Raw genomic sequence first — 19,403 nt, forward strand, 5'->3', positions numbered from 1 at the left:
CAGACCTGCCACGTACAGTTCACGGGTTGAGCAAGGGGAGGGAACCCGACACGTGAACTACCAGACCACCCACCGCGCCGCAGCGGCCGCGCTCGTAGTGGCCGCCGTGACCATGATCGGCGCCTGCGGTCCCGCGGCCGACGATGCAGGTGCGAAGAGCGCGCAGAGCGCCGGTCCGAGCCCGGTCGAGGCGAAGGACGCCTTCGACGGGCTGACCGGCCCCCAGATCAGTGACCGGGCCAGAGCCGCCATCAAGAGCGTCACCTCCATGCGCGTTGTCGGCGACGCGCCGGACGGAGACGGTGGCACGCTCGCCGTGAACATGGCGATGGACGCCAAGGGGTCCTGCCGCGGCACGATCAGTCGGGCACAGGCCGGCACCGTTGAAGTGATCAAGACCGGTGACGTCGTCTTCATGAAGGGCGACGAGGAGTTCTGGCGCGAGTCCCTCGCGACAATGAAGCGTTCGGCCAAGCAGACCGACGCGACGGTGGAAATCATCAAGGGCCGCTGGATGAAGGTCGACCAGAAGACCGCCACCGCCATGGCTCGTGGGGACATGTGCGACCTCGAGGCCATCTCCAACAAGCTCGGGGAGGGCTCGTCGGTGGAGACCACCACCCGCGGGGCCGATGTGACGCACGCCGGCCAGGCTCTCGCTGTCGTCTATGACCGCGACGGATACGAAGTCACCACCGTCCATGTCGCCAAGACAGGCAAGCCCTACCCCGTCGAGATCGCCACCACCGGCGGGACCGAGGCCGGCTCGATCAAGCTCTCGGAGTTCGACAAGCCGGTCGACACCACTCCGCCGCCGGCCGACCAGATCCTGGACCCCAGCAAGCTCCGTCGCTGACGGGCCGGCACATACGGCTGCCGCTCTCTCGGAGGGATCCGCTCGGCGGTGTTCCCGACGGCGACGCCGTAGTTCCGAACGGTGTCCGAGTGGGTCGACGGAGGCCGGCCACGGCGGTGCTGTGGCCGGCTTCCGTGGTGAGGGCTTACGCGACGATCTCGGTCACCACGTCGGCGCCCACTGTCTTCCCGCCCCCACGGATGGTGAGGCGCAGCGCTTCCTCCATGGCGATGGGGTGTTGCAGCGTCACCGCCACGGAACCGCTGTCACCGGACTGCACACTCGCCGTCAACGGCTGCTCCCCGCGCCCGCGGGGATGCCCCCTTCATCGTGCCAGGACACCGACGGGCCCCCTAGGAGGCGCTGCACGGGCACGGGCCGGGCCCTCGGTCGTGTCCGGGGCGGCGCTGCGGCGGCTTGTGGTTCGGCTGCTGCGACTCGGCGCTGCGACGGCGCGGTGGCCGGCCTGCTCGGCGGCGGTCTCCGGCTTCTTTCCGTGATCCTTCGGCTTCTTCGTCCCGCGCCGGGTGGTCGAATCCTCCCGCGCGGCCGCCGTGGAGACAAGCGTGCCGAGCCCGTCCTCGGTGCCGGGAAGCGGACGGGCCAGTGCCTCCCGAGGTGGCGCGCCGCGGGGATGTCCACCGTCGTGGAGGAGGCTCCTGCTATGGCGGCGGCGGCCCGGTGTGGCTCCCGCCGGGGGAAAGTAATGCCTGGTCTGGTGGGTGCCAACCCGGCATCATCACGGTATGGGTAAGGACATCTGGGGCTTCATCGAATGCCACCGTGACTATCGAGACCATGAGGCGGACTCGTTCTGGCACGCCACCATCGACCTGGAGCACCTGAAGGTGCCGAGGAACTACGACGCCTTCGGCTGTCTGTTCGGTGTCTGCGACAGCGAACAGTTCGTGCCGGTGGTCCCTGTCCGTGGACTGCCCGCCGATGCGTCGAACCGTGTCCGCGACGGCCATGAGGCGACGGCCGGGCGAAGCGCGAGCTGGGTCAGCTGGGCAGAGATCAAGCGAGTCGACTGGGATGAGGAGTCCGCCGAGCCTGATGCCTACATCCACGAGTATGGCCGTGATCCGCAAGGCGAATGGCAGTTCATCGAGCGGCACTACTCCGCTCCTCAGCGATTCGTCGACCTCTGCGGACAGCCGGCTCACATAGCTGTCCGGCCCAAGCAGCACTTCCCGGAGGGCTCCCAGTGGATCGATGGAGACCGGATGTTCCGTGTTGAGCGCCTCAGGCGCCGCGACGCGGTGCCGGACCATGAGTGGGGCCCCGTCTGGACCGTCATGCGCACCCTCGCCGAACTGCACGGCGACGACGACGTCAGGCTGGTCGTCTGGTTCGACGACTGACGTCACCTCGCGGCCCAGACGACGATCCCGGCGATGTGGAGTGCGGCGAGAGAGACCGTGTCGGTCTCGCCGCATCGGGTGGCGAGCCCGCGGCACTGCTTGAGGCGATCGAGGCATCGCTCTCCGGTGTCGCGCCACTTCTGGTACGGCATGGTCCAGGTCCGGCGCCCTGTCCCACCGGCTCGCGCCGGGCGGCGACGAGATCCTGGAACCGCGGGAAACGGGGGCCCGGAACAGTTTCGCATGGCCAGGGTGACGCCGCTGATGATCCGGCAGCGTCGGCCGATGGCGGGGCTACGGGGGTATGGGCCGGCAGCCGGCATTGCCGCATAGTCACAGGAGGACAGGAACATGCACCTTGCTCGATCAGGTTTCGCAAGCCTGCCTGGGGGGCTTGCCATTGCGGTACTGGTCATAGGTCTCGCGATCGGTCTTCTGATCATCATGCGAGGCAAACGGAAGTAGTCCGCGACAAGGCGGTCCCATGCGGCCAGGCCTCATGCGGGAGGCTTCGCTTCGGTTCGGCCGTACTCCGGCCTGTCCCCTCCGGCCGATCCCTCCGCTGTGTGGGCCCGTCCCGCGGAAGACTTCCCGCGAAGGCGGGCATGCCAAGGTCTATACAAACGCTGTTGCCCCGTCAATCATATTGTCATGTACCTGCGGCCCTTCTGGTGGGTCGCGGTGGTAGAGAGGTGTGGGATGCACCAAAGACTCTCCATCGGCCTGTCCGCCTCGGCCCTTGCCCTGCTCACCACCGTCGCCACCGCCACGGTCGCCACGGCTGCCCCCGCCGACAAGCCTCAAGTGCTGTCCAGTTGGACGCAGACCAGCGCGTCGAGCTACAACCTCTGGGCCACCGCCCGGGCCAACCAGGGTGCCTGGTCCGCCTACGCCTTCGACTGGTCGACCGACTACTGCTCCACGTCTCCGGACAACCCCCTCGGCTTCCCCTTCTCGATGTCGTGCGCTCGACACGACTTCGGTTACCGCAACTACAAGGCCGCCGGCGCCTTCAGTGCCAACAAGCCCCGTTTGGACAGCGCGCTGTACGAAGACCTCAAGCGGGTGTGCCTCAATTACAGCGGTGCCACGAAGACGACGTGCAACAGCACGGCGTGGACCTACTACCAGGCGGTCAAGGCCTTCGGCTGATCCCCTCCCAGCGTCACCCCGCCCCGTACGAGTCGATCCAGAGTCCCTGGAAGCGAACGGAGCCGGCCGACCACTCCCAGGCCCTTGCCCGCCTGCGGGAGTGCAAGCTGGACCAGGGCATGGCCCCCTGCTCGATGACGCAGCCAGGCGCCGGGCGCCAAAGCCGTGAAGGGCGCGGTGGCGGCCCGCCTCGGGGGCCCGGCTGCCCGTCGGGAGTCGCGTCGAGCCGCTGGGGCTCCGTGAGCGCCGGAACCGGCGGTGTCGGCATATGAGAAAACACCATTCGTGAGCCACGCAGTTGGAGCAAGGGCCACAATCTTCGAGCGCGGGGCGCAATACGGCCCGCGCCGGGAGAGAATTCCGGACGTACTGTTCAAAAGATCAAGAGGAACGATCCGTGCGACCAAGAATTCTCGGCGCCGCCGCCTCCGTGGCCGCACTCGGACTGCTGGGCTCCCTCCTCGCCGCCTGCGGCTCGTCCGACAGCGGGGACGGGACGACCCTGCGCATGGTGGCCGCCGAATACGGCGACAGCCCGGCGACCAGCTCCAAGGCGTACTGGGACAAGCTGACCGCAGCCTTCAGCGCCGCCCACCCCGGCAAGAAGGTCGAGGTCACCCTCTACCCCTGGGCCGATGTCGACCGCGAGGTCACCCGCCTGGTCAAGGAGGGCAACGCCCCGGACGTGGCGCTGATGGGCGCGTACTCCGACTTCGCGGCGGAGGGCCGCCTCTACGCCGCCGGCGATCTGCTGTCGATCAAGGCCGAGGCGAACTTCCTGCGGCCGCTCGCGGAGGCCGGTTCGGTGGACGACACCCTCTACGGCCTGCCCTTCGTCGCCAGCAGCCGGCTGCTCTTCTACAACGAGGAGCTGTTCGACAAGGCCGGAGCGGAGCCGCCCAAGACCTGGTCGGACCTGAAGGACGCGGCCGAGGAGCTCAAGAAGGAGGACGTGCTCTATCCGTACGCCCTGCCGCTGGGGCCCGAGGAGGCGCACGCCGAAGCCCTGATCTGGGAACTGAGCAACGGCGGCGGGTACGCCGGCGGCAGTGGCGGCTACAGCATCGCGAGCGAGCAGAACACGCAGACGTTCCGCTGGATCAAGGACAACCTGGTCGGCCCCGGCCTGACCGGTCCCGTCCTGCCGGCCGAGCTCAACCGGCAGGACGCCTTCGACGCCTTCCTGCGCGGAGACGTGGGCATGCTCAACGGTTACCCCTCCCTCCTGCACCAGGCGAGGGCGAAGGGAATGAAGGTCGGCACCCTGAGCATGCCGGTGTCGGACACGCTGCGGGGCGGCCAGGCCTTGCCGTCGGCGGGTGTCGCCGACTGGATGATGGCCTTCAAGCACGACGACAACCGTGACCTGGTCGCCTCTTTCCTGGAATTCGTGTACGAGGACAAGAACCTCAACGAATTCGCCGGGCGTTACCACCTGCTGCCCTCGACGGTGTCCGCGAGTCAGGCTTCCAAAGACGCGGCGTCGGACCCCGGCAACGCGCAATTCCTGAACGCCCTGCGCAATGCCGAGCTCTACCCGGTCAACGAACCGTCCTGGTTGCAGGTGAGCAACACCATCAAGCGGAACATCGGCAAGGCCGTGGCGCCGTCCGCCGACCCGAAGGCCGTGCTGGACGGCATCGCGCAGGAGGTCCAGGACATCGCGAAGCAGCGCTAAGGGACGTACGGGTGCGGGTGTCCGCCGTCCTGAGCGGCGGACGAACCGGAGAGTGGGGGCACTCGCTTCGTGTGCCGTTTCCGAACGGCCGCTGCTCGGGCACCGGTCGGTTCGTCAGCCGTTCAGCTCGCACGGATGCGGTGCGCCTCGGCGACGAGTTCCGGAGGCAGCGTCGGCCCCGCGCATGCGTGGTCGATCAGCTGGTTCCGGTAGGTGGTGTTCGCAAGCTCCGGAGCCAGGGCGATCAGTGCGCGCAGATCGTCGGACGAGCCGGTCAGGCGTGTGCGGTAGGCGGCGGCCGCCGCGCGCAGGGACACTTCGCGAGGCTCGTACGCCATGCCCTGCTCCACGAGGCCGACGGCTGCCGCGAAGTCGCCCTGCTCGGCGCGCACGTCCGCCAGGTCCAGGTGGAGGGACCAGTTGGCGGGGTCCAGGAGCACCGCCCTTTCGAGGGCCGCGGCAGCCTGGGCCAGGTCGCCCATCACGCGCCAGGTGATGGCCCGCGCGACGGCGATCCACATGACCCGATCGACGGCATCGGCCCGGTCGCACAGAGCGAAGGACAGCTCGTACCGGCCGCAGGCCCGGGGCAGCCGGGCCATGGCGGCCAGCGACTCCGGTACGGGATGCCGTGCGGACACCACGTCGAGGGCGCGGAACCAGGGCGTGAACCGCTCCCGCATCTCGTCGGTGTCCAGGTCCCGGTCGTAGTCCAACGTCCGCAGACACGCCTCGGCCAGCGCCTCGGCACTCACCGTCCCGAGGAATCGCGCGTCGCCGAACCAGGGCGCGGCGCCCCACGCCACGTCGGGCCGTACACCCGTGACGGATCCCAGGGCCATCGCCGCGTCGTCCATCTCGCCGGCGAGGAAGAAGAAGTACGCCTGCGCCGGCACAGTGCTCAAAGAGCCTTCCTCCGCGAGGCTCCTCGTGAGTTCCGAGCGTCGGTCCCGCCACAACTCGGCCAGTGCCTCATAGGGTTCAGGAGCCTCGGGCGCCGAGGCCATCGCCCCCACCAGAAGCTCAACGGCACGCAACGGGCTTCCGCCGCAGTGCGCCATCACACCGGCGAGACCGACTCCCGCCGCCACTGACTTATGCGACCTCGCCGAAGAATACCCGTGGCCAAAGGTGTGGGTGACCCTGTCCGGTGGGACGGTGGTGCTCCCGTCAGTCATCGGCCAGTGACGGCGCCGACGGCGCGGAGAGGGGACGATCGCCCCGCGGTCGGTGGCCGGATCCTCGGCGCCGCTCGTCGGCGTCGGTCGTCGTGTTCGGGGCGGCGGTGATCTGCGCGAGGACGTCCGCGTACAGATTCCGCTTGTCGGGACGGGCGCGGCCGGCGGAATGGCGGAGAGCGGGGACGGCCGGTGCTCCCATGTCGGCCAGGCCCTGGGCCGCAGCCGTGCGTACGGCAGGGTGGGAGTGCTCGAGCAGCGCCGCCACTGCGGGGATCGCGGGCGTCCAGCCGGCGTGGCACAGTGTGCGGATCGCCATGCGCACGACGCTCGGCTCGGGGTCCCGCAGCAGGATCGACGTGTGGTGGAGATAGGTCTGTCGGCCCAGCATGGTCCGCGAGGCGCGGTGGGCGCGCAGGCGGACTCCGGGCCGGGGGTGGAGCAGCAGCTCGCCGATCAGTTCGCGCAGCCCCGGGTCTTCGTCCGGAGCCGGGCCTTGACCTCGGTGGGTGTGCGGACCGCCGCCCTCTTCGCACAGTCGTGTGAGTGCTCGGCCGATCTGGGCGGGGTCGCCGGTGCGGGCCAGATGGAACAGTGCCTCTCGGGCCGGCGGCGAGCCTGCCGTGGACGCCGAGGGCGTCGCGGAGGTCGCAGATGCCGTGGCGGTACGGGCACGGGGCGCCGCCGACGCGACCGCCTCCTTCCTGGCGGAGGCCGGGTGGCGCAGCGGTCCCTCGACGAGGAGCAGCCGGTCGGCGAGGTCGTCCCGTCCCTCGGCACGCAGCCGTAGGCGGGTCCGCGTCAGTGCGGGGGTGCGCAGGAGATGACGGTCCACGAGGAGGTCGAGGAACCCCCACGCGCCGGCGTCGAGGCGGTCGCGGAGCCGATCCGCCAAGGTGTCGGCGGGCAACGCGAGCAGCGCACGGCCGGCCGCGTCGCGGTCGGCCGGCGGATCGTGTTCCCACCAGTCGAGCAGCAGGGGCACGAGCCGTGCCAGCGTCTCCGGGGAGCCGTCGGCGGCGAGAAGGGCCACCCTGTCGTGGCGGACGCCGTCCGCGCGGAGCTCGGCCTCGTCGAGCGCTCCGAGCAAGCGGGCCGGCGTCGCGTTGCCGGGCATCTCGACGTCTCCGTGGAGGTACGCGCGGAGTACGGGCAGCCCGGCCTCCGGCTCGGGCCACTCCGCGAGCATCAGGGCGGCCGCTTGCCTGCGGTCCGGAGCCGAGGACCCGAGCATGGCCAGCAGGCGTTCCCGGAGCACGCGGGAACGGGGCTGGTCGAGGTCGCGGTCCTGCGCGGTGCGCGGGCGGGGCGCCCCGGTGGGGGAGTGGGCGTCCGGGGAGACCCGGGCGGTCTCGGCGAGCGTCCACGGTGGTACGTCGAGGGGCTGGAGGGCCGTCATCCAGTCGATGAGGGCGCCACGGACGTCGAGGCCGGCCGAGGCGTAGGCGTCGATCAGTGCGTGCAGGCGTTCCCGGGAGGGAGGCGTCGTGCCGTCCTCGGGGCCGAGTCGGCGGAAGGCGTCCAGGGCGGCCGTTGTGCGGACGGCGGAGTCCAGCGCGGCGCGCCACCTCCGGGACTCCCGTGCGGGCGCGGCCCCGTCCGCGGGTGGATGCGCGGGGGTGAACGCCTCGCGCAGTACGGCGGTCTGGGCCTGCCGGGGGTCGGCGTCCAGCCCGGCCGAGGCGAGGGCGCGTTCGAGGTCGGCGCGTACCAGCACGGCGTCCAGGGCGCGCAGCAGGGTCAGTGTGGACCGGTTTCCGGTAGGTGTGGGGGCCAGGGCGCGTACCGCGTCTGCGGCGGTCTGCTTCTCGAACGGGGTGAGGGTCGGTGCGACCGCTTCCAGCGCCGTCAGGAGGGCGTGCCGGTCTTCGGGTGACGAGGCTTCGGCGAGTCCGTCGAGCAGGACGCCCGTATGGCGGGCGAAGGACGTCAGCTCTCCGGAGGTCCAGGGGAGGGGGCACAGCCGGAGTGCGAGGCGCAGTACGCGGCTCCTCGCGGTGGGTTCGGCCTCGGCCAGGCGGAGCCAGTCCGGCAGCATGGGCCGCAGGGCCCGGAGGTGGGAGGGGCGAGGGAGTTCGTCCCGTCCGGCGAGGCGGAGGGCGACGGCCGGATGCCAGCCTTCCGCCGTCAGCGTCGCGAGGTCGCGGGCCGCTCCGGCATGTGCGGCCGGACCGGTTGCGGCGGGCAGGGTGACGCCGTGTCTGGCCATGGCGGGCCGCAGGTCCTCGACCGTCCCGGCGGCCAGGCCGACGCGGCCGGCCGCCACGAGCGCGAGCAGGGTGGGCACGACCTCTGACCCTTGCCCCTCCAGGGCGAGGACCGACCGTGCCGACAGGGCCCGGTCGAGCCCTTCCAGCAGCAGTTCACGGGTGCGGCCCGCGTGTCGTTCCCCGCTGTCGTGCCCGCCGTTGGCGCGTTCGGCGCGTTCGGCGCGTTCGGTCCGTGCCGTGCGTGTCCGTTCGGCGCGTCCGGGGCCTTCCGGGCGTGCGGGGACTTCGAGGGTGGGGCGCTCGGCTGCGGCGAGAACGGCCGCCGGGTACGCCTCGCCGAGGATGGCGCGCAACGACTCGACCAGCCTGCGGCGCAGGCCGGGATTGTCGTCGTGCCCGAGCCGGAAGAGAAGGGCCGGCACCGCGGCGGGCGTTCCCGCGCGGGCCAGGACCTCGGCCGCGGTCTTCTTGACGTTCATGTTCGGGTGGCCGAGGCACGCGGCGATGGTGGGCGCGGCCCAGCGGGCCCCCGCGTGGCCGAGGGCCAGTAGCGCCTGCCGGACGGTCTGGATGTCCCGGCGGGCGGCGACCAGCGCGATCAGGGACGCCGACAGGGCCTGCGCGTCGTCCCCGGTGGCGTCCCGGGCGAGCAGGGCGATCGCGTGCTTGCGCACGTGCCGGTCACGGTGCCGCAGGAAACGGTGGATCCGCGCACGGGTACGCGTGTAGGGCGCTCTGAGCAGGACTTCGAGGAGGACCGCCTGCTCGCCGTCCGACAGGCCTGGACGGTCGAGCAGGTCCAGGGCCAGAGTGGCGACGAGTGCGTGTCCGGCCTCCTCCGCGCTTGCCGCGTCGAGCAGGCAGGACGGTCGGATCCGCCCTCGTGCGCGAAGATGCCGCCCGAGGCCGTGGAGGGCGTCCAGAACCTCCTGAGGTACCACGGGCTCCCCGGCCGGCCGGCCGTCGTCGGGTCCCGCAACGGCCGCGCCGGGCTCCCGGGTCGCCGCGACCTCGGCCACGATGCGCAGGAGCAGGTCCGTGATGACCGGCAGGGTGCCGGAGCCGCCGTGGGCGGCCAGACGGCGCAGTGCCGCCACCGGTTCGTCCGGGTCCAGATGGGTGGTCAGCAGGGCCGGTTCCCGCTCGGCGGGCCCTCCGAGATCCGCCGCGATGCGGGCTGGCAGGTCGGTGGGATCGAGACGGACGAGCAGGTGACGCCGCTGCCCCGGGTCCTCGGTCAGATGCCAGAGCAGCTCAAGAGCACTGCTCCGTACCGCGCGGAGGTGCGGCGCGATCACGCCCGCGACCGAGCCCGTGCTCGCGCCCTCGTCCGCGACGGGGGCGAGGGCGAGGCCGACTCCGAGACCGAGGCCTTCTCTCAGCGCGGCCACCGTCCGGTCCCCGCCGATGGCTTCCAGGGCCTCCAGCGCCGCCGTCGGGGACGACGCCAGGAGCGCGAGGACGGCGTCCTCGGCCGGCGCGTGGCGCAGCTCGCGGATCGCGCGGAGGAAGGGCTCGGGGCGGGGCGCCGAGGGAAGGATGCGTTCTATCGCGTCGCCGATCGGGAGATCCGCCGGCCCCTGTCCCGCCAGGGCGACCAGAAGCACGAGCCGCCGGGGCCAGCTCGGATCGTCGGCCGGGGCGTCCAGCAGTACGCGGAACATCGCCCTGCGGCAGGTGAACAGGACCGTCGCGACCTCGTAAGCCGGAATCGTGTGATCGGCCAGGGCCGCGCCGATGAGGGACGGGACGTGCTGTTCGCCCGGAAAGTGCCCACGCCGGTGGAGCCCGCGCAGGCATGCCAGCGCCGGCCGGCCGAACAGCAGCGGGTCCTGTGCGGCGAGGGCGGTGACCCGCCCGATGTCGACCCGGTCCGCCAGGTCGCCGAGCAGTTCCATCCCCCGCCGTCGCAGCGCCGGCTGCAGGTCCGGATCCTCGACGACCTGCCACAGCGGGTCCCGGTGCCCGTGCCGGGCCGCGGCCTCCAGGGCCGCGTCGGCCGTCTCGGGCCGAGCCGCGGCCGGACCGGCGGCCAGGAAGGGGGCCAGGTGTCCCGGCGGTACGGGGTTCAGCGCCGCCCAGGGCTCCCCGAGTCCGGCCAGTGCGGCAGCGACGACCTCGGGGCCGTCAGCAGCGAGCAGGCTGATCAGATGGCGTCGCACCCGTGAGGGCGCCAGCAGTCCGGCGTGGAGTCCCTGCCGGGCCAGCCGCAGCCCGGCCGCCTGCAGCACCGGGTCACCGCTGTCCACCAGCTCCTGCACGAGGTGCTGAGGGTTGTGTGCTCCGTGGACGGTCGTCTCCTGCACGGCCTGGTACAGCAGTTCACCCGGAGGCTCACGCCGGATCACCGTCGGGTCGTTCACGAGATCGGCGCGCAGCCAGGCGACCCGTACCCGCTCCGGCATCTCGGCCGTACGCCACGACGGCCGGCGGGACCACCGCAGATGAGGACCCAGGCGCGCGTGGAGGCGCGCCAGGACCAGCAGCACCTCAGGAGGCCCTTCCAGCGTCGTCGGCAGCAGCCGCGCGAGTTCGGCCGTCTCCTGCCCGGCGCCGCCATCGAAGCCGTCGCCGCCGTTGACTCCCGCGGTGAGCCGCTCGTCCAGGAGGAGCAGCCCCAGGTGCCGCAGGCGGGGCTCCTCGTGCCGGATGAGCCGCCCGAGGACGGCCGGGGGGCACAGCCGTGCGTCGAGACGGCTGGACAGCCGACCGACGTCGGCCCGACGCAGCGCGTCGTCGAAGGTGTGTTCCCAGGGCGTTGACATCGCCGGATGCTAACCGGCACGTCCCCGGCCCGGCCAACGAGATCCGCCGACGGGAGCGGTGGCGGGGGCCGTCACGCGATGGCGGTGCCCTCCAGCTCGACCGGCAGGCCGGGTATCGCCGGCCGCGTCCGGCCCGAGCATCGTGGTGGCCGGTGCCATCCGGGCGGGGCCGCACCGGCCCGCCGGGACCCCGTAGCGCGAGAGCAGCAGGTCGACGTCGGTCGTCGGGTTCAGCGCCGACCGGGTCGAGGGCGATCCCCGGTCATCGAGCTCGGGATCGTGGGCCTTGCCCCGCCGCAGGATTCCGCGGCGGCAAGCGGGGCGGGGCAGCACGCCGGTCTGGGACGTGCGCCTCCCGCCTGCTACCAGGTCACCGGCAGTGCCACCGGCCCGCGGATGAGGACGTCCTTCTGCCAGATCACCTCGCCGGGGTCGACGGCGAGCCGCAGGCCCGGCAGCCGCTCGAGCAGCGTGGTCAGGAGCAGCTCCGCCTCCAGCCGGGCCAGCAGCGGTGCCACGCAGTGGTGGGGGCCGTAGCCGAAGGCCAGGTGGGGCGGGCCCTGGCGGTCGACGTCGATGCGGCTCGGCTCGGGGTAGCACGACTCGTCCCAGTTGGCCGCCACGTACGAGACGTACACGGCGTCCCCCCGGCGGATCAGGACGCCGCCCACGTCGACGTCCTCGGTGGCGACACGTGGCTGGCCCACACCGTGCTTGTGCGGGATCCAGCGCAGCAGCTCCTCCACGGCCGCCGGCACGGCCAGCGGGTCCGACCGCAGCCGGCTCATCAGGCTGTCGTCGGTCAGGAGTACGTACATCATGTTCGAGGTGTGATTGCGTACGGCGTGCCAGCCGTTCAGCCCCATCAGCACCGCCAGAGCGAGCATTTCCTCCTCCTCGATCCGGCCACACGCGACCGCGGCTGCCAGCGTGCTCGTGAGATCCTCCTGCGGCCGGGCCCGGCGCTCCCGGGCCAGCTCGCGGAACAAGGCACGGGCGGCCTCCTTGGCCTGACGGGCCCGCTCGACGCCGGCGTCGTCCGTTGCCCTCGTCAGCACGGCGTCCGCCCAGACGCGCAGGCGTGGCCGGTCGGCCTCCGGCACACCGAGCACGGCTCCGATGACGTGCAGGGGATACGGCGAAGTCACCTGCCGTACGAGGTCTGCGGGCGCCCCCGTCGCCGTCATCCGGTCGATCAGGCCGTCGAGCACAGCCTGCGCGCGCGGACGCAGCGCCGCCATGCCCGAGCGGTTGAACGCCGAGGAGACCACAGAACGGACCCGGGTGTGGTCGGGGGGATCCACGAAGCTGACCGCCTGGTCCAGCGGCACGAGGTACCGGTTCATGCTGGGCAGCGGCCGGCCGACGATGTCCCGGCTGAACCGGGGATCGGAGGTGACGAACCGGACCACGTCGTGCCGCGTCGCCAGCCAGCACTCACCAGGAGTCCCGTGCAGCAGCCGGATCGGGACGACGGACGCCCCCCGCAGTGCCTCGCGGAGGAACGGGTCGAACTCCAGCGCCGCGAGGTCGACGGCCTCGTACGTCGGGGCTGCGGTGGTCTGCATCGCCGGTTCCTCGCCGGCCGGTCGTGGCGCAGCGGTGGTGAGCTGCTCGATGTCGCAGCGGTGGCGCGGGGCCGCGATGGCGGTGTGGTCGGTGGCCGCGTCGGCGGACAGGCTGTCCATGAACTCCTCGAAGTACCGCTCGGGGTCCGGCGGCGGGGACGGCTACAAGACCGTCCTCGCCGGGATTCGGTGGGATCGGCGAACGCGTGCGGGCGGCTTGGCGGGACCATCACGAGGTCCCTGAGCAGTGCATCGCGCCCCGGAGCCGCCCTGATGACCATGGTGCCAGCGCGGAATCCGCGGCGGTGCCGGCAACGTGTCGAGTCACCCGAACAGAGCACGGGCTCGACCCGGGGATGCCGGGTGGCCGGCACAAGCGCCGACCTGGTGGCAGGGAGGTTGAGACGGGGCCGCAGATTCCCGGACCTCGCCGGCCCGTTCCCGGGAGGTCCGCGTGCCGTCCCAACTGGTCTGGTGCGGTGTCGTTCGGCCCGGTCACGCTCCCCGTGAAGTCGGAGCGGCGGACCCCGGACCCGGTAGCGGGACGGTCTGGGTGTCGTCGGAGATGAGCAGGACGAGGGGGTAGAGGAACTCGTTCCCGCTCCAGACGAAGAAGAAGACGCACATCACCGACAGGGTGGGCCAGCTCATGGGCAGGACGATGCGCCACAGGATGGTCCAGCGGCCGGCGCCGTCGAGGGAGGCGGCTTCGATGAGTTCCTTGGGGAAGCCTGCGAAGACGGAGGAGAGCAGACAGGTGCCGAAGGCGCTGTAGGTGATGCCGACGAGGATGGTGTAGCCGAGCTTGCCGTCGTAGAGGCCCGTCTCCTCAGCAGGAGCGGCCTGGTGGGGCGGGCGGTGCGGGTGCGCGGGTTTTCATGGCTGTTTCCTTGGTGTGCGTCGTTCCTACAAGGGGTGGTGTCCGCTGGTGCGGCGGCGGCGGTGGACGCGGGCTTCCCACGGGTGCAGGGTGTGCGGGCTCGTGAGGGGCCGGGAGGCGGGGACGTTGGCGATGAGGAGGTCGCTGTGCTCCCAGCCGTCGGGGAGGTCGACGGTGAGGTCGGCTCCGGTGAAGTTCGCCAGGACGAGCAGTTCGGTGCCGGCGGCCGCGTCGTGGCGGGTGAAGGCGTAGAGCTGCTCGTGGTCGGGGTGGACCAGGTGGAAGTCGCCGTGGGTGAGCGCGGGCTCCGTGTGGCGCAGGGTGATCAGGCGCCGGTAGTAGTGGAAGACGGAGTCCGGGTCGGCCAGCTGTGTCTCGGCGTTGACGTCCTTGTGGTCAGGGTTGACCGGGATCCAGGGGGTGCCGGTGGTGAAGCCGGCGTGCTCGGTGGCGTCCCACTGCATGGGGGTGCGGGCGTTGTCCCGGCTGATGCGGCGCAGTCCGTTGAGGATGTCCTCTTCGCTGTCGCCGAGGGTCGTGCGGTCCTGGAAGTGGTTGAGCGACTCGATGTCGCGGAAGTCGCCGATGGAGGTGAAGGGGAAGTTGGCCATGGCCAGCTCTTCGCCCTGGTAGACGTAGGGGGTGCCACGGTGCAGGTGCAGGACGGTGGCCAGCATCTTGGCGGAGCGGTCGCGCCAGGCGGGGCTGTCGTCGCCGAAGCGGGAGACGATGCGCGGCTGGTCGTGGTTGTTCCAGTACAGGCTGTTCCAGCCGGTCTCGCCCAGGCCGGTCTGCCAGCGGCCGAGGCCGGCCTTGAGATCGGTCAGCTTCAGGGGCCGGACGTCGAACTTCCCGCCGGGTCCGTGGTCGAGGCCGACGTGCTCGAACTGGAAGACCATGTCGACCTCGCGGCGGGCGGGGTCGGTGAACAGGCGGGCGTCCTCGACGGTGACGCCGGGCATCTCGCCGACGGTCAGCAGCTTGCGGGGGTGGCCGGCGAAGACCTCGCGGTGCATCTCGGCCAGGTACTCGTGGATGCGCGGCCCGCAGATGTAGTGAGGACTGCCGTCGCCGAGGCGGGCGCCTTCGTGGACGATGCCGTCGGGCAGGCCGGGCGTCTTGGAGATGAGGTTGATGACGTCCATGCGGAAGCCGTCCACGCCCCGCTCCAGCCACCAGCGCATCATGCCGTGGACGGCGTGGCGGACCGCGGGGTTCTCCCAGTCAAGGTCGGGCTGCTTGCGGGAGAACAGGTGCAGGTAGTACTCGCCGGAGGCCGCGTCGAAGGTCCAGGCGGGGCCGGAGAAGAACGAGCCCCAGTTGTTGGGCTCGGCGCCGGGAGCGCCGGGCTCCATGCCGTCGCGGGCGGGGCGCCAGATGTACCAGTCGCGCTTGGGGCCGTTGGGGCCGCCGTCGCGGGAGGCGGCGAACCAGGCGTGCTCGTCGCTGGTGTGGTTGACCACGAGGTCCATGACGAGCTTCATGCCGCGCTCGTGGACCGCGTCCAAGAGACGGTCGAAGTCGTCCAGGGTGCCGAAGAGGGGGTCGATGTCCTGGTAGTCGCTGATGTCGTACCCGTTGTCGTCGTGGGGGGACGGGTAGACGGGGGACAGCCACAGGACATCGACTCCGAGCTCGGAGAAGTAGTCGAGGCGCTCGATGATGCCCTGCAGGTCTCCGATGCCGTCAGCGTCGGAGTCGGCGAAACTGCGGGGGTAGATCTGGTAGACCACCGCGTTGCTCCACCAGGAGTCGGCGGGACCGGGCGTGTTCTCGGGCACGTCAGAACCTCATCGTGATCGCTTGATACCTTGCGGTGATGGACCTCGGGTGCGCGGACCCGGGGGGTGGGAGCCGCGAGTACGGGTTCTGGGAGAGGGTCGCGCCGACGGTGTCGACGACCCCGTCCCCGCCCGCGCCGCCCTCCTCGACCTCGCCGTCGTCGTCGGCGACCGCATCCGCGACCAGATCGCCCGCGCCCTCACCTTGACCACCCGCCTCGCCCGCCCGCCTCGCCGACGACGGCCCCGGCAACCAGCTCTCCCTCGACGACACCCGCGAGACCCGGCTGCGCGTGGAGCCCGTCACGGACCGGATCAACACCAGGTGCGGCCACCACCTCGCCGGACCCGCCACCTACCGGAAGGCCGGCTGAGACCGCTTCCCGCAAGGGGAGGTACAGGTCAGGAGGTTCTGTGCCCGGGTGACCATGGGGTCGTTCTGCAGGGCGAAGCGACCACACCGATTCCTCCCGGGCTCGGAAAGCCCGCTCTGCGGCTACGCCCCCGCGCACGCGGGCGGTGCCGGACCGCTGCCCGGCAGGTGCGCTCCTACTCCGAAGACTCCTCACAGCGTGCTTCCGGGGCAGCCAGTCGTGCCTGGCCGTAAAGGATCGGGGTGGGGGTGACAACTGCCCTCGACGGGTGGTCGAATGCGAGAGCCGATCAACGAGGAGCAGAGTGTGCCGGCGCAGATTGTGATCGATCCAGCAGACGGACCCGTGCGAGTGATCCACTGTGCGGGGGAGCTCGACATGGACACCGTCGACGAGCTGCGCCGGGCCGGCGAGCTGATCGCGAACGCTTCGGGAGCGGAGCGGCTCATTCTCGATGTGAGCGAAGTGACGTTCGCTGACTCCACGGCGCTGAACTGCCTGCTCCGTCTGCACCAGATGATGCCGGTGACCCTCAGCGGCCCTCTGCACCGACAATTCACGCGGCTCCTTCAGGTCACCGGAACGGACGCCGTTTTCACCCTATCCGCCAGCATCGAGGAAGCCCGCTCCGGCTAAGGGCTGTCCGCCGGCTGGACGCACTGCTTGCGGCCGAGGGCTCGCCCGCACACACCTGCGTACTCACAGCGGTGAAGGACAGGAGGCTTCCGGCAGAATGTGGCGCCTAGGGTGGCGTTGATGGCCTCGGCCTCGACAACGGTCACTTCGTGATCGCTGGCGCTGAACCGCCCTTGAGCGGAGACCTCGGCCTGCCCCGATCCGCTGTTGATCGCCGAGCACTGATCGCGGGCGCGGTCGACGGCCCTGTCGGGAGGTAAGGATGGGCCACGGGGATGAGGCAGCGGGGCGGTTCCGTCCGGTAACACCCTCCAGCGCGGGCGCGGCGGAGTGAGCCATGGTGTGAGCATCCTCGGGCGCCCGGCTCTTCCCATGCCAAGCCCGGAGCCGGTCCCTCTGGTCGACGCGGCCGGCCCGGCCCGTGCCGACCTCGGGAACCGTCTGATGGACGGTGAGACGCCGACGGTCTCGACGCCTCGGTGTCCTGGGCCGGATGAGCGCCGGCGGCGCTCTCGACGACGCACAGCGGTCGCTTCCCGCCACCGAAGAGGCCAGACGGCTCGAAGATGCCGACGCCGGTGACGTACCAGAGGTGACCCTCCGCCTTTGTGGTGGCCTGATCGAGAATGGCGGCCCGCGGACCGCCTTGTGAAGGGCTCCGCGTCAGGCTGGCGCGTCGCGGGTCAGGAGAAGAGCACCGACCGGAGGAGGAGACGGTCTGACGCGCCGCCGCCCGGGCGCAGGCTGTAGAAGGTGTCGCCCTCGCAGTTCGCCTCCAGGAAGACCACGGCCGTCGCGTCGGTGCGGTTCTTCGGCGCGTGGGCGGGCGAGCCCGGTTCCGAGGCCGCTCCCTGGATGTTGATGCATGTGCCGCTCTCGGGGTTGTTGAGGAAGCCGACTGCCTCGTACCCGTCGTAGGTCTGGTACGTGTACCGGAACTGCCCGTTCGCGGCGGAGGCCGAACTGGGAAGGGTGACGAGCAGGACGACGGCGCCGGCGACGGCGGCCATGGCAGAGCGAAGTCGCATGGGGGGGGCTCCTTGTTCGCAGGGGAGAAGGGCAATGCGAGCGATGCCCTGCACAGCGATGAGGCAAGCCCGATATCACTCGGACGTGGGGTGCGGAACCGTTTCGCCGGGCCAATCGGCTCCGCGGCGCGTGCTTCTCGGTACACCGTGTCAGCGGAGAGTTCAGACTGCCTTGGCCCAGGCCATCGCCGCGCGCGCCTGGCTCTCGTCGAGGGTGTGGCCGAGGCGGGCAGCGACTGCGGTGACGCCCCGGGCGCTGGCCAGCTGGGTCAGCACCGTGCGCGGTTCGACGCCCAGGACCTGATGGGGGCCGTAGGGCTGGAACAGCTCGGGGTGGACGAAGGGCGTGCCGGTGGAGATGGTGCCCACCCCGGTGCCGACGATCGGAGTGGTCACCGACAGCGGCACTCCGGTCTCCTCCGCCACCAGCCGCGCGATGACCGGCAGCCGGGTCAGGTCCCGGCTGGGTCCACCACGGCTCGGCGCCGGCGCCGGCGCCGAGCAGTCCGGGAGTGAACCCGACGAACCCCGTTCCGCCGCGGTCATCGCCCAGGCGCCGGGGCCGAGCTGACCTTGGATTTCACGGAATTCCGGGCGAACGGCGACGTACGCGACCTACGCGTGACCGAGGGCTGCTGAGCCGGACGCGGATCTTCAGCGCAGGTCGTGGGCTGGTCGGGGCTGCGGGGCCGTCGTGGCGATCAGGTGGTCGACGACGTCGGTGAGGCGGGCGCGGTGGCGGTGGGCTGCGCGTTGGGATTCCGCGCGGCCGCCTTGCGCGCGCAGGCGGGACCAGAGCGTGTGGACGAGGTGGGTGTCGCCGTGGTGGTGGAGTGCGGGCTGCAGGTGGGCCAGGAGCTGGTCGATGTGCGTGTGGGCCGGCATCAGGTGGCCGGTGAGGGGGTCGAGGCCGTGGCCGGTGATGCCGTCGCGGGCCGCTCGCCAGCTGGCGGCCCGCAGGAGTTCCGCGGAGGGCTGCGGGGCCGGTTCGCCCGCGTCGATGGCAGTCATGGCAGTCGCGGTCATCGCTCTGACGATGCCGGCGAGCAGGGCGGTGTCGTCGGCGGTGGCGGTGGCGTCAGCTGCGCGGAATTCGAGTGTGGGCTGATGGTGGGAGGGGCGGATGTCCCAGTACAGGCCGCCGCGGTCCAGGATCGTGCCGCTGTCGAGCAAGCCCGCGACGAGGTCCTCGAAGTGTGCGGGGGATTCGAAGTACGGCGGGGGGCCGGCGACGGGCCAGCGTCCCCAGGTGGTGGTGCGCCAGCTGGCATAGCCGGTGTCCCGGCCCTGCCAGTACGGCGAGTTCGCCGACAGGGCGATCAGGGCGGGAGTCCAGGGCCGCAGGTGATTGCTGATCTTCAGGGCTGTGGCGAGGTCGGGTACCCCGATGTGGATGTGGCAGGCGCAGGCGATCTGCTCGTCGTCCAAGGCCCGGAACGTGGCGGCGCTGGCGGCGTAGCGGGGGCCGTCGGTCAGAGGTGGGGGGCCGGGCGGGGAGAGGACGGGGGTGCCGGTGGAGATGATGCGCAGGTTCTGGCGGGCGGCGGCTTGGGCGAGAGAGCGGCGGGTGGCGCGGATCTGGTCGGCCAAGTCGGTGAGGCGGGTGTGGGGGTCGGTGCGGGTCTCGACCTGGTGGCGGGTGAGTTCGGGGCCGACGCGGTCGCCGAGGTCGCGGGCGGCTTCGGCCACGACCTTCTCGGCGTCGGGGCGCAGCTCGCGGGTGAGGGGGTCGACCAGGAGGAACTCTTCTTCGGCACCGATGGTGAGCGGGGGGAGGGGGGTGAGCCGGTCGGCAGGGGGTGTGGTTCGGCCATGGCCGAGGGCTGGTGATTGTGTGACGGCCGGCGTGTGCCCTGTACTCGTCATGGTGGTCATGCTGGCACGGGCAGCGGGCCCGGGGCAGTAGGCGAGATCGGTTCTTACCTCCAGTGGA

General features: G+C 71.3%; 15 protein-coding genes and 1 pseudogene. 5 read left to right on the forward strand and 11 right to left on the reverse strand.

Annotated elements, in window-relative coordinates; genetic code table 11:
• Positions 1-52 precede the first annotated feature (52 nt).
• Positions 53-856: a hypothetical protein gene (locus tag AB0K65_RS19480; protein ID WP_365718087.1), complete on the forward strand. Its 804-nt coding sequence runs from the start codon at positions 53-55 to the stop codon at positions 854-856.
• Between the two features lie 145 nt (positions 857-1,001).
• Here AB0K65_RS19480 and AB0K65_RS19485 read toward each other — a convergent pair whose 3' ends face one another.
• Positions 1,002-1,148: a hypothetical protein gene (locus AB0K65_RS19485; RefSeq protein ID WP_365718089.1), complete on the reverse strand. Its 147-nt coding sequence runs from the start codon at positions 1,146-1,148 to the stop codon at positions 1,002-1,004.
• Between the two features lie 454 nt (positions 1,149-1,602).
• Here AB0K65_RS19485 and AB0K65_RS19490 point away from each other — a divergent pair, with 454 nt between their 5' ends.
• On the forward strand, positions 1,603-2,220 hold the full coding sequence (locus AB0K65_RS19490; RefSeq protein WP_365718091.1) for a hypothetical protein: 618 nt from the start codon (positions 1,603-1,605) through the stop codon (positions 2,218-2,220).
• Between the two features lie 2 nt (positions 2,221-2,222).
• On the opposite strand, the gene AB0K65_RS19495 is transcribed toward AB0K65_RS19490, so the two are convergent.
• On the reverse strand, positions 2,223-2,372 hold the full coding sequence (locus AB0K65_RS19495; protein WP_365718093.1) for a hypothetical protein: 150 nt from the start codon (positions 2,370-2,372) through the stop codon (positions 2,223-2,225).
• Positions 2,373-2,919: 547 nt separating this feature from the next.
• On the opposite strand from AB0K65_RS19495, the gene AB0K65_RS19500 reads away from it, so the two are divergent.
• Complete coding sequence (locus AB0K65_RS19500; protein WP_365718095.1) at positions 2,920-3,372, forward strand: phospholipase; 453 nt, start codon at positions 2,920-2,922, stop codon at positions 3,370-3,372.
• Positions 3,373-3,769: 397 nt separating this feature from the next.
• A complete protein-coding gene (locus tag AB0K65_RS19505) occupies positions 3,770-5,050 on the forward strand; it encodes an extracellular solute-binding protein (protein ID WP_365718097.1) in 1,281 nt (426 codons plus the stop codon).
• A gap of 122 nt (positions 5,051-5,172) precedes the next feature.
• Here the strand turns inward: AB0K65_RS19505 and AB0K65_RS19510 are convergent, their stop codons facing one another.
• The 6 genes and pseudogenes from AB0K65_RS19510 to AB0K65_RS19535 form a co-directional block, all read right to left on the reverse strand.
• Positions 5,173-6,141: a tetratricopeptide repeat protein gene (locus AB0K65_RS19510; protein ID WP_365718099.1), complete on the reverse strand. Its 969-nt coding sequence runs from the start codon at positions 6,139-6,141 to the stop codon at positions 5,173-5,175.
• A gap of 79 nt (positions 6,142-6,220) precedes the next feature.
• Complete coding sequence (locus AB0K65_RS19515; protein WP_365718101.1) at positions 6,221-11,203, reverse strand: HEAT repeat domain-containing protein; 4,983 nt, start codon at positions 11,201-11,203, stop codon at positions 6,221-6,223.
• A gap of 362 nt (positions 11,204-11,565) precedes the next feature.
• The gene (locus AB0K65_RS19520) at positions 11,566-12,891 is read right to left on the reverse strand and encodes a cytochrome P450 (protein WP_365718103.1); all 1,326 of its coding nucleotides are present in this window, start codon (positions 12,889-12,891) and stop codon (positions 11,566-11,568) included.
• A gap of 375 nt (positions 12,892-13,266) precedes the next feature.
• A pseudogene (locus AB0K65_RS19525) lies at positions 13,267-13,578 on the reverse strand (ABC transporter permease subunit); the annotation flags it as partial.
• Positions 13,579-13,677: 99 nt separating this feature from the next.
• A complete protein-coding gene (locus AB0K65_RS19530; protein ID WP_365718105.1) occupies positions 13,678-15,432 on the reverse strand; it encodes an alpha-glucosidase in 1,755 nt (584 codons plus the stop codon).
• Position 15,433: 1 nt separating this feature from the next.
• Positions 15,434-15,739 carry a hypothetical protein gene (locus tag AB0K65_RS19535; protein WP_365718107.1) on the reverse strand — a complete coding sequence of 102 codons (306 nt, stop codon included), beginning with the start codon at positions 15,737-15,739 and terminating at the stop codon, positions 15,434-15,436.
• Positions 15,740-16,082: 343 nt separating this feature from the next.
• Between AB0K65_RS19535 and AB0K65_RS19540 the strand changes: the two genes are divergently transcribed.
• Positions 16,083-16,442, forward strand: coding sequence for an STAS domain-containing protein (locus AB0K65_RS19540; protein ID WP_365718109.1), 360 nt, complete (start codon positions 16,083-16,085; stop codon positions 16,440-16,442).
• Positions 16,443-17,125: 683 nt separating this feature from the next.
• On the opposite strand, the gene AB0K65_RS19545 is transcribed toward AB0K65_RS19540, so the two are convergent.
• The 3 genes from AB0K65_RS19545 to AB0K65_RS19555 form a co-directional block, all read right to left on the reverse strand.
• The gene (locus AB0K65_RS19545; RefSeq protein WP_365718111.1) at positions 17,126-17,470 is read right to left on the reverse strand and encodes a hypothetical protein; all 345 of its coding nucleotides are present in this window, start codon (positions 17,468-17,470) and stop codon (positions 17,126-17,128) included.
• 162 nt (positions 17,471-17,632) lie between these two features.
• Positions 17,633-17,878, reverse strand: a complete 246-nt coding sequence (locus AB0K65_RS19550; protein WP_365718114.1) for a hypothetical protein — start codon at positions 17,876-17,878, stop codon at positions 17,633-17,635.
• Positions 17,879-18,124: 246 nt separating this feature from the next.
• Entirely contained in the window at positions 18,125-19,336 is a 1,212-nt protein-coding gene (locus tag AB0K65_RS19555) for a glutamate--cysteine ligase (RefSeq protein WP_365718116.1), read from the reverse strand.
• Between the last annotated feature and the right edge of the window lie 67 nt (positions 19,337-19,403).

Origin of the sequence: Streptomyces sp. NPDC053755 (assembly GCF_040677675.1) — a bacterium.
Classification (GTDB): Bacteria; Actinomycetota; Actinomycetes; order Streptomycetales; family Streptomycetaceae; genus Streptomyces.

What these genes read in the sequence shown, in the direction of transcription:
- AB0K65_RS19490 (WP_365718091.1), top strand. Translation starts at nt 1,603, where the DNA reads ATGGGTAAGGACATCTGGGGCTTCATCGAATGCCACCGTGACTATCGA.
- AB0K65_RS19500 (WP_365718095.1), top strand. Translation starts at nt 2,920, where the DNA reads ATGCACCAAAGACTCTCCATCGGCCTGTCCGCCTCGGCCCTTGCCCTG.
- AB0K65_RS19520 (WP_365718103.1), bottom strand. Translation starts at nt 12,891, where the DNA reads ATGGACAGCCTGTCCGCCGACGCGGCCACCGACCACACCGCCATCGCG.
- AB0K65_RS19555 (WP_365718116.1), bottom strand. Translation starts at nt 19,336, where the DNA reads ATGACGAGTACAGGGCACACGCCGGCCGTCACACAATCACCAGCCCTC.
- AB0K65_RS19515 (WP_365718101.1), bottom strand. Translation starts at nt 11,203, where the DNA reads ATGTCAACGCCCTGGGAACACACCTTCGACGACGCGCTGCGTCGGGCC.
- AB0K65_RS19540 (WP_365718109.1), top strand. Translation starts at nt 16,083, where the DNA reads ATGCGAGAGCCGATCAACGAGGAGCAGAGTGTGCCGGCGCAGATTGTG.
- AB0K65_RS19545 (WP_365718111.1), bottom strand. Translation starts at nt 17,470, where the DNA reads ATGCGACTTCGCTCTGCCATGGCCGCCGTCGCCGGCGCCGTCGTCCTG.
- AB0K65_RS19495 (WP_365718093.1), bottom strand. Translation starts at nt 2,372, where the DNA reads ATGCCGTACCAGAAGTGGCGCGACACCGGAGAGCGATGCCTCGATCGC.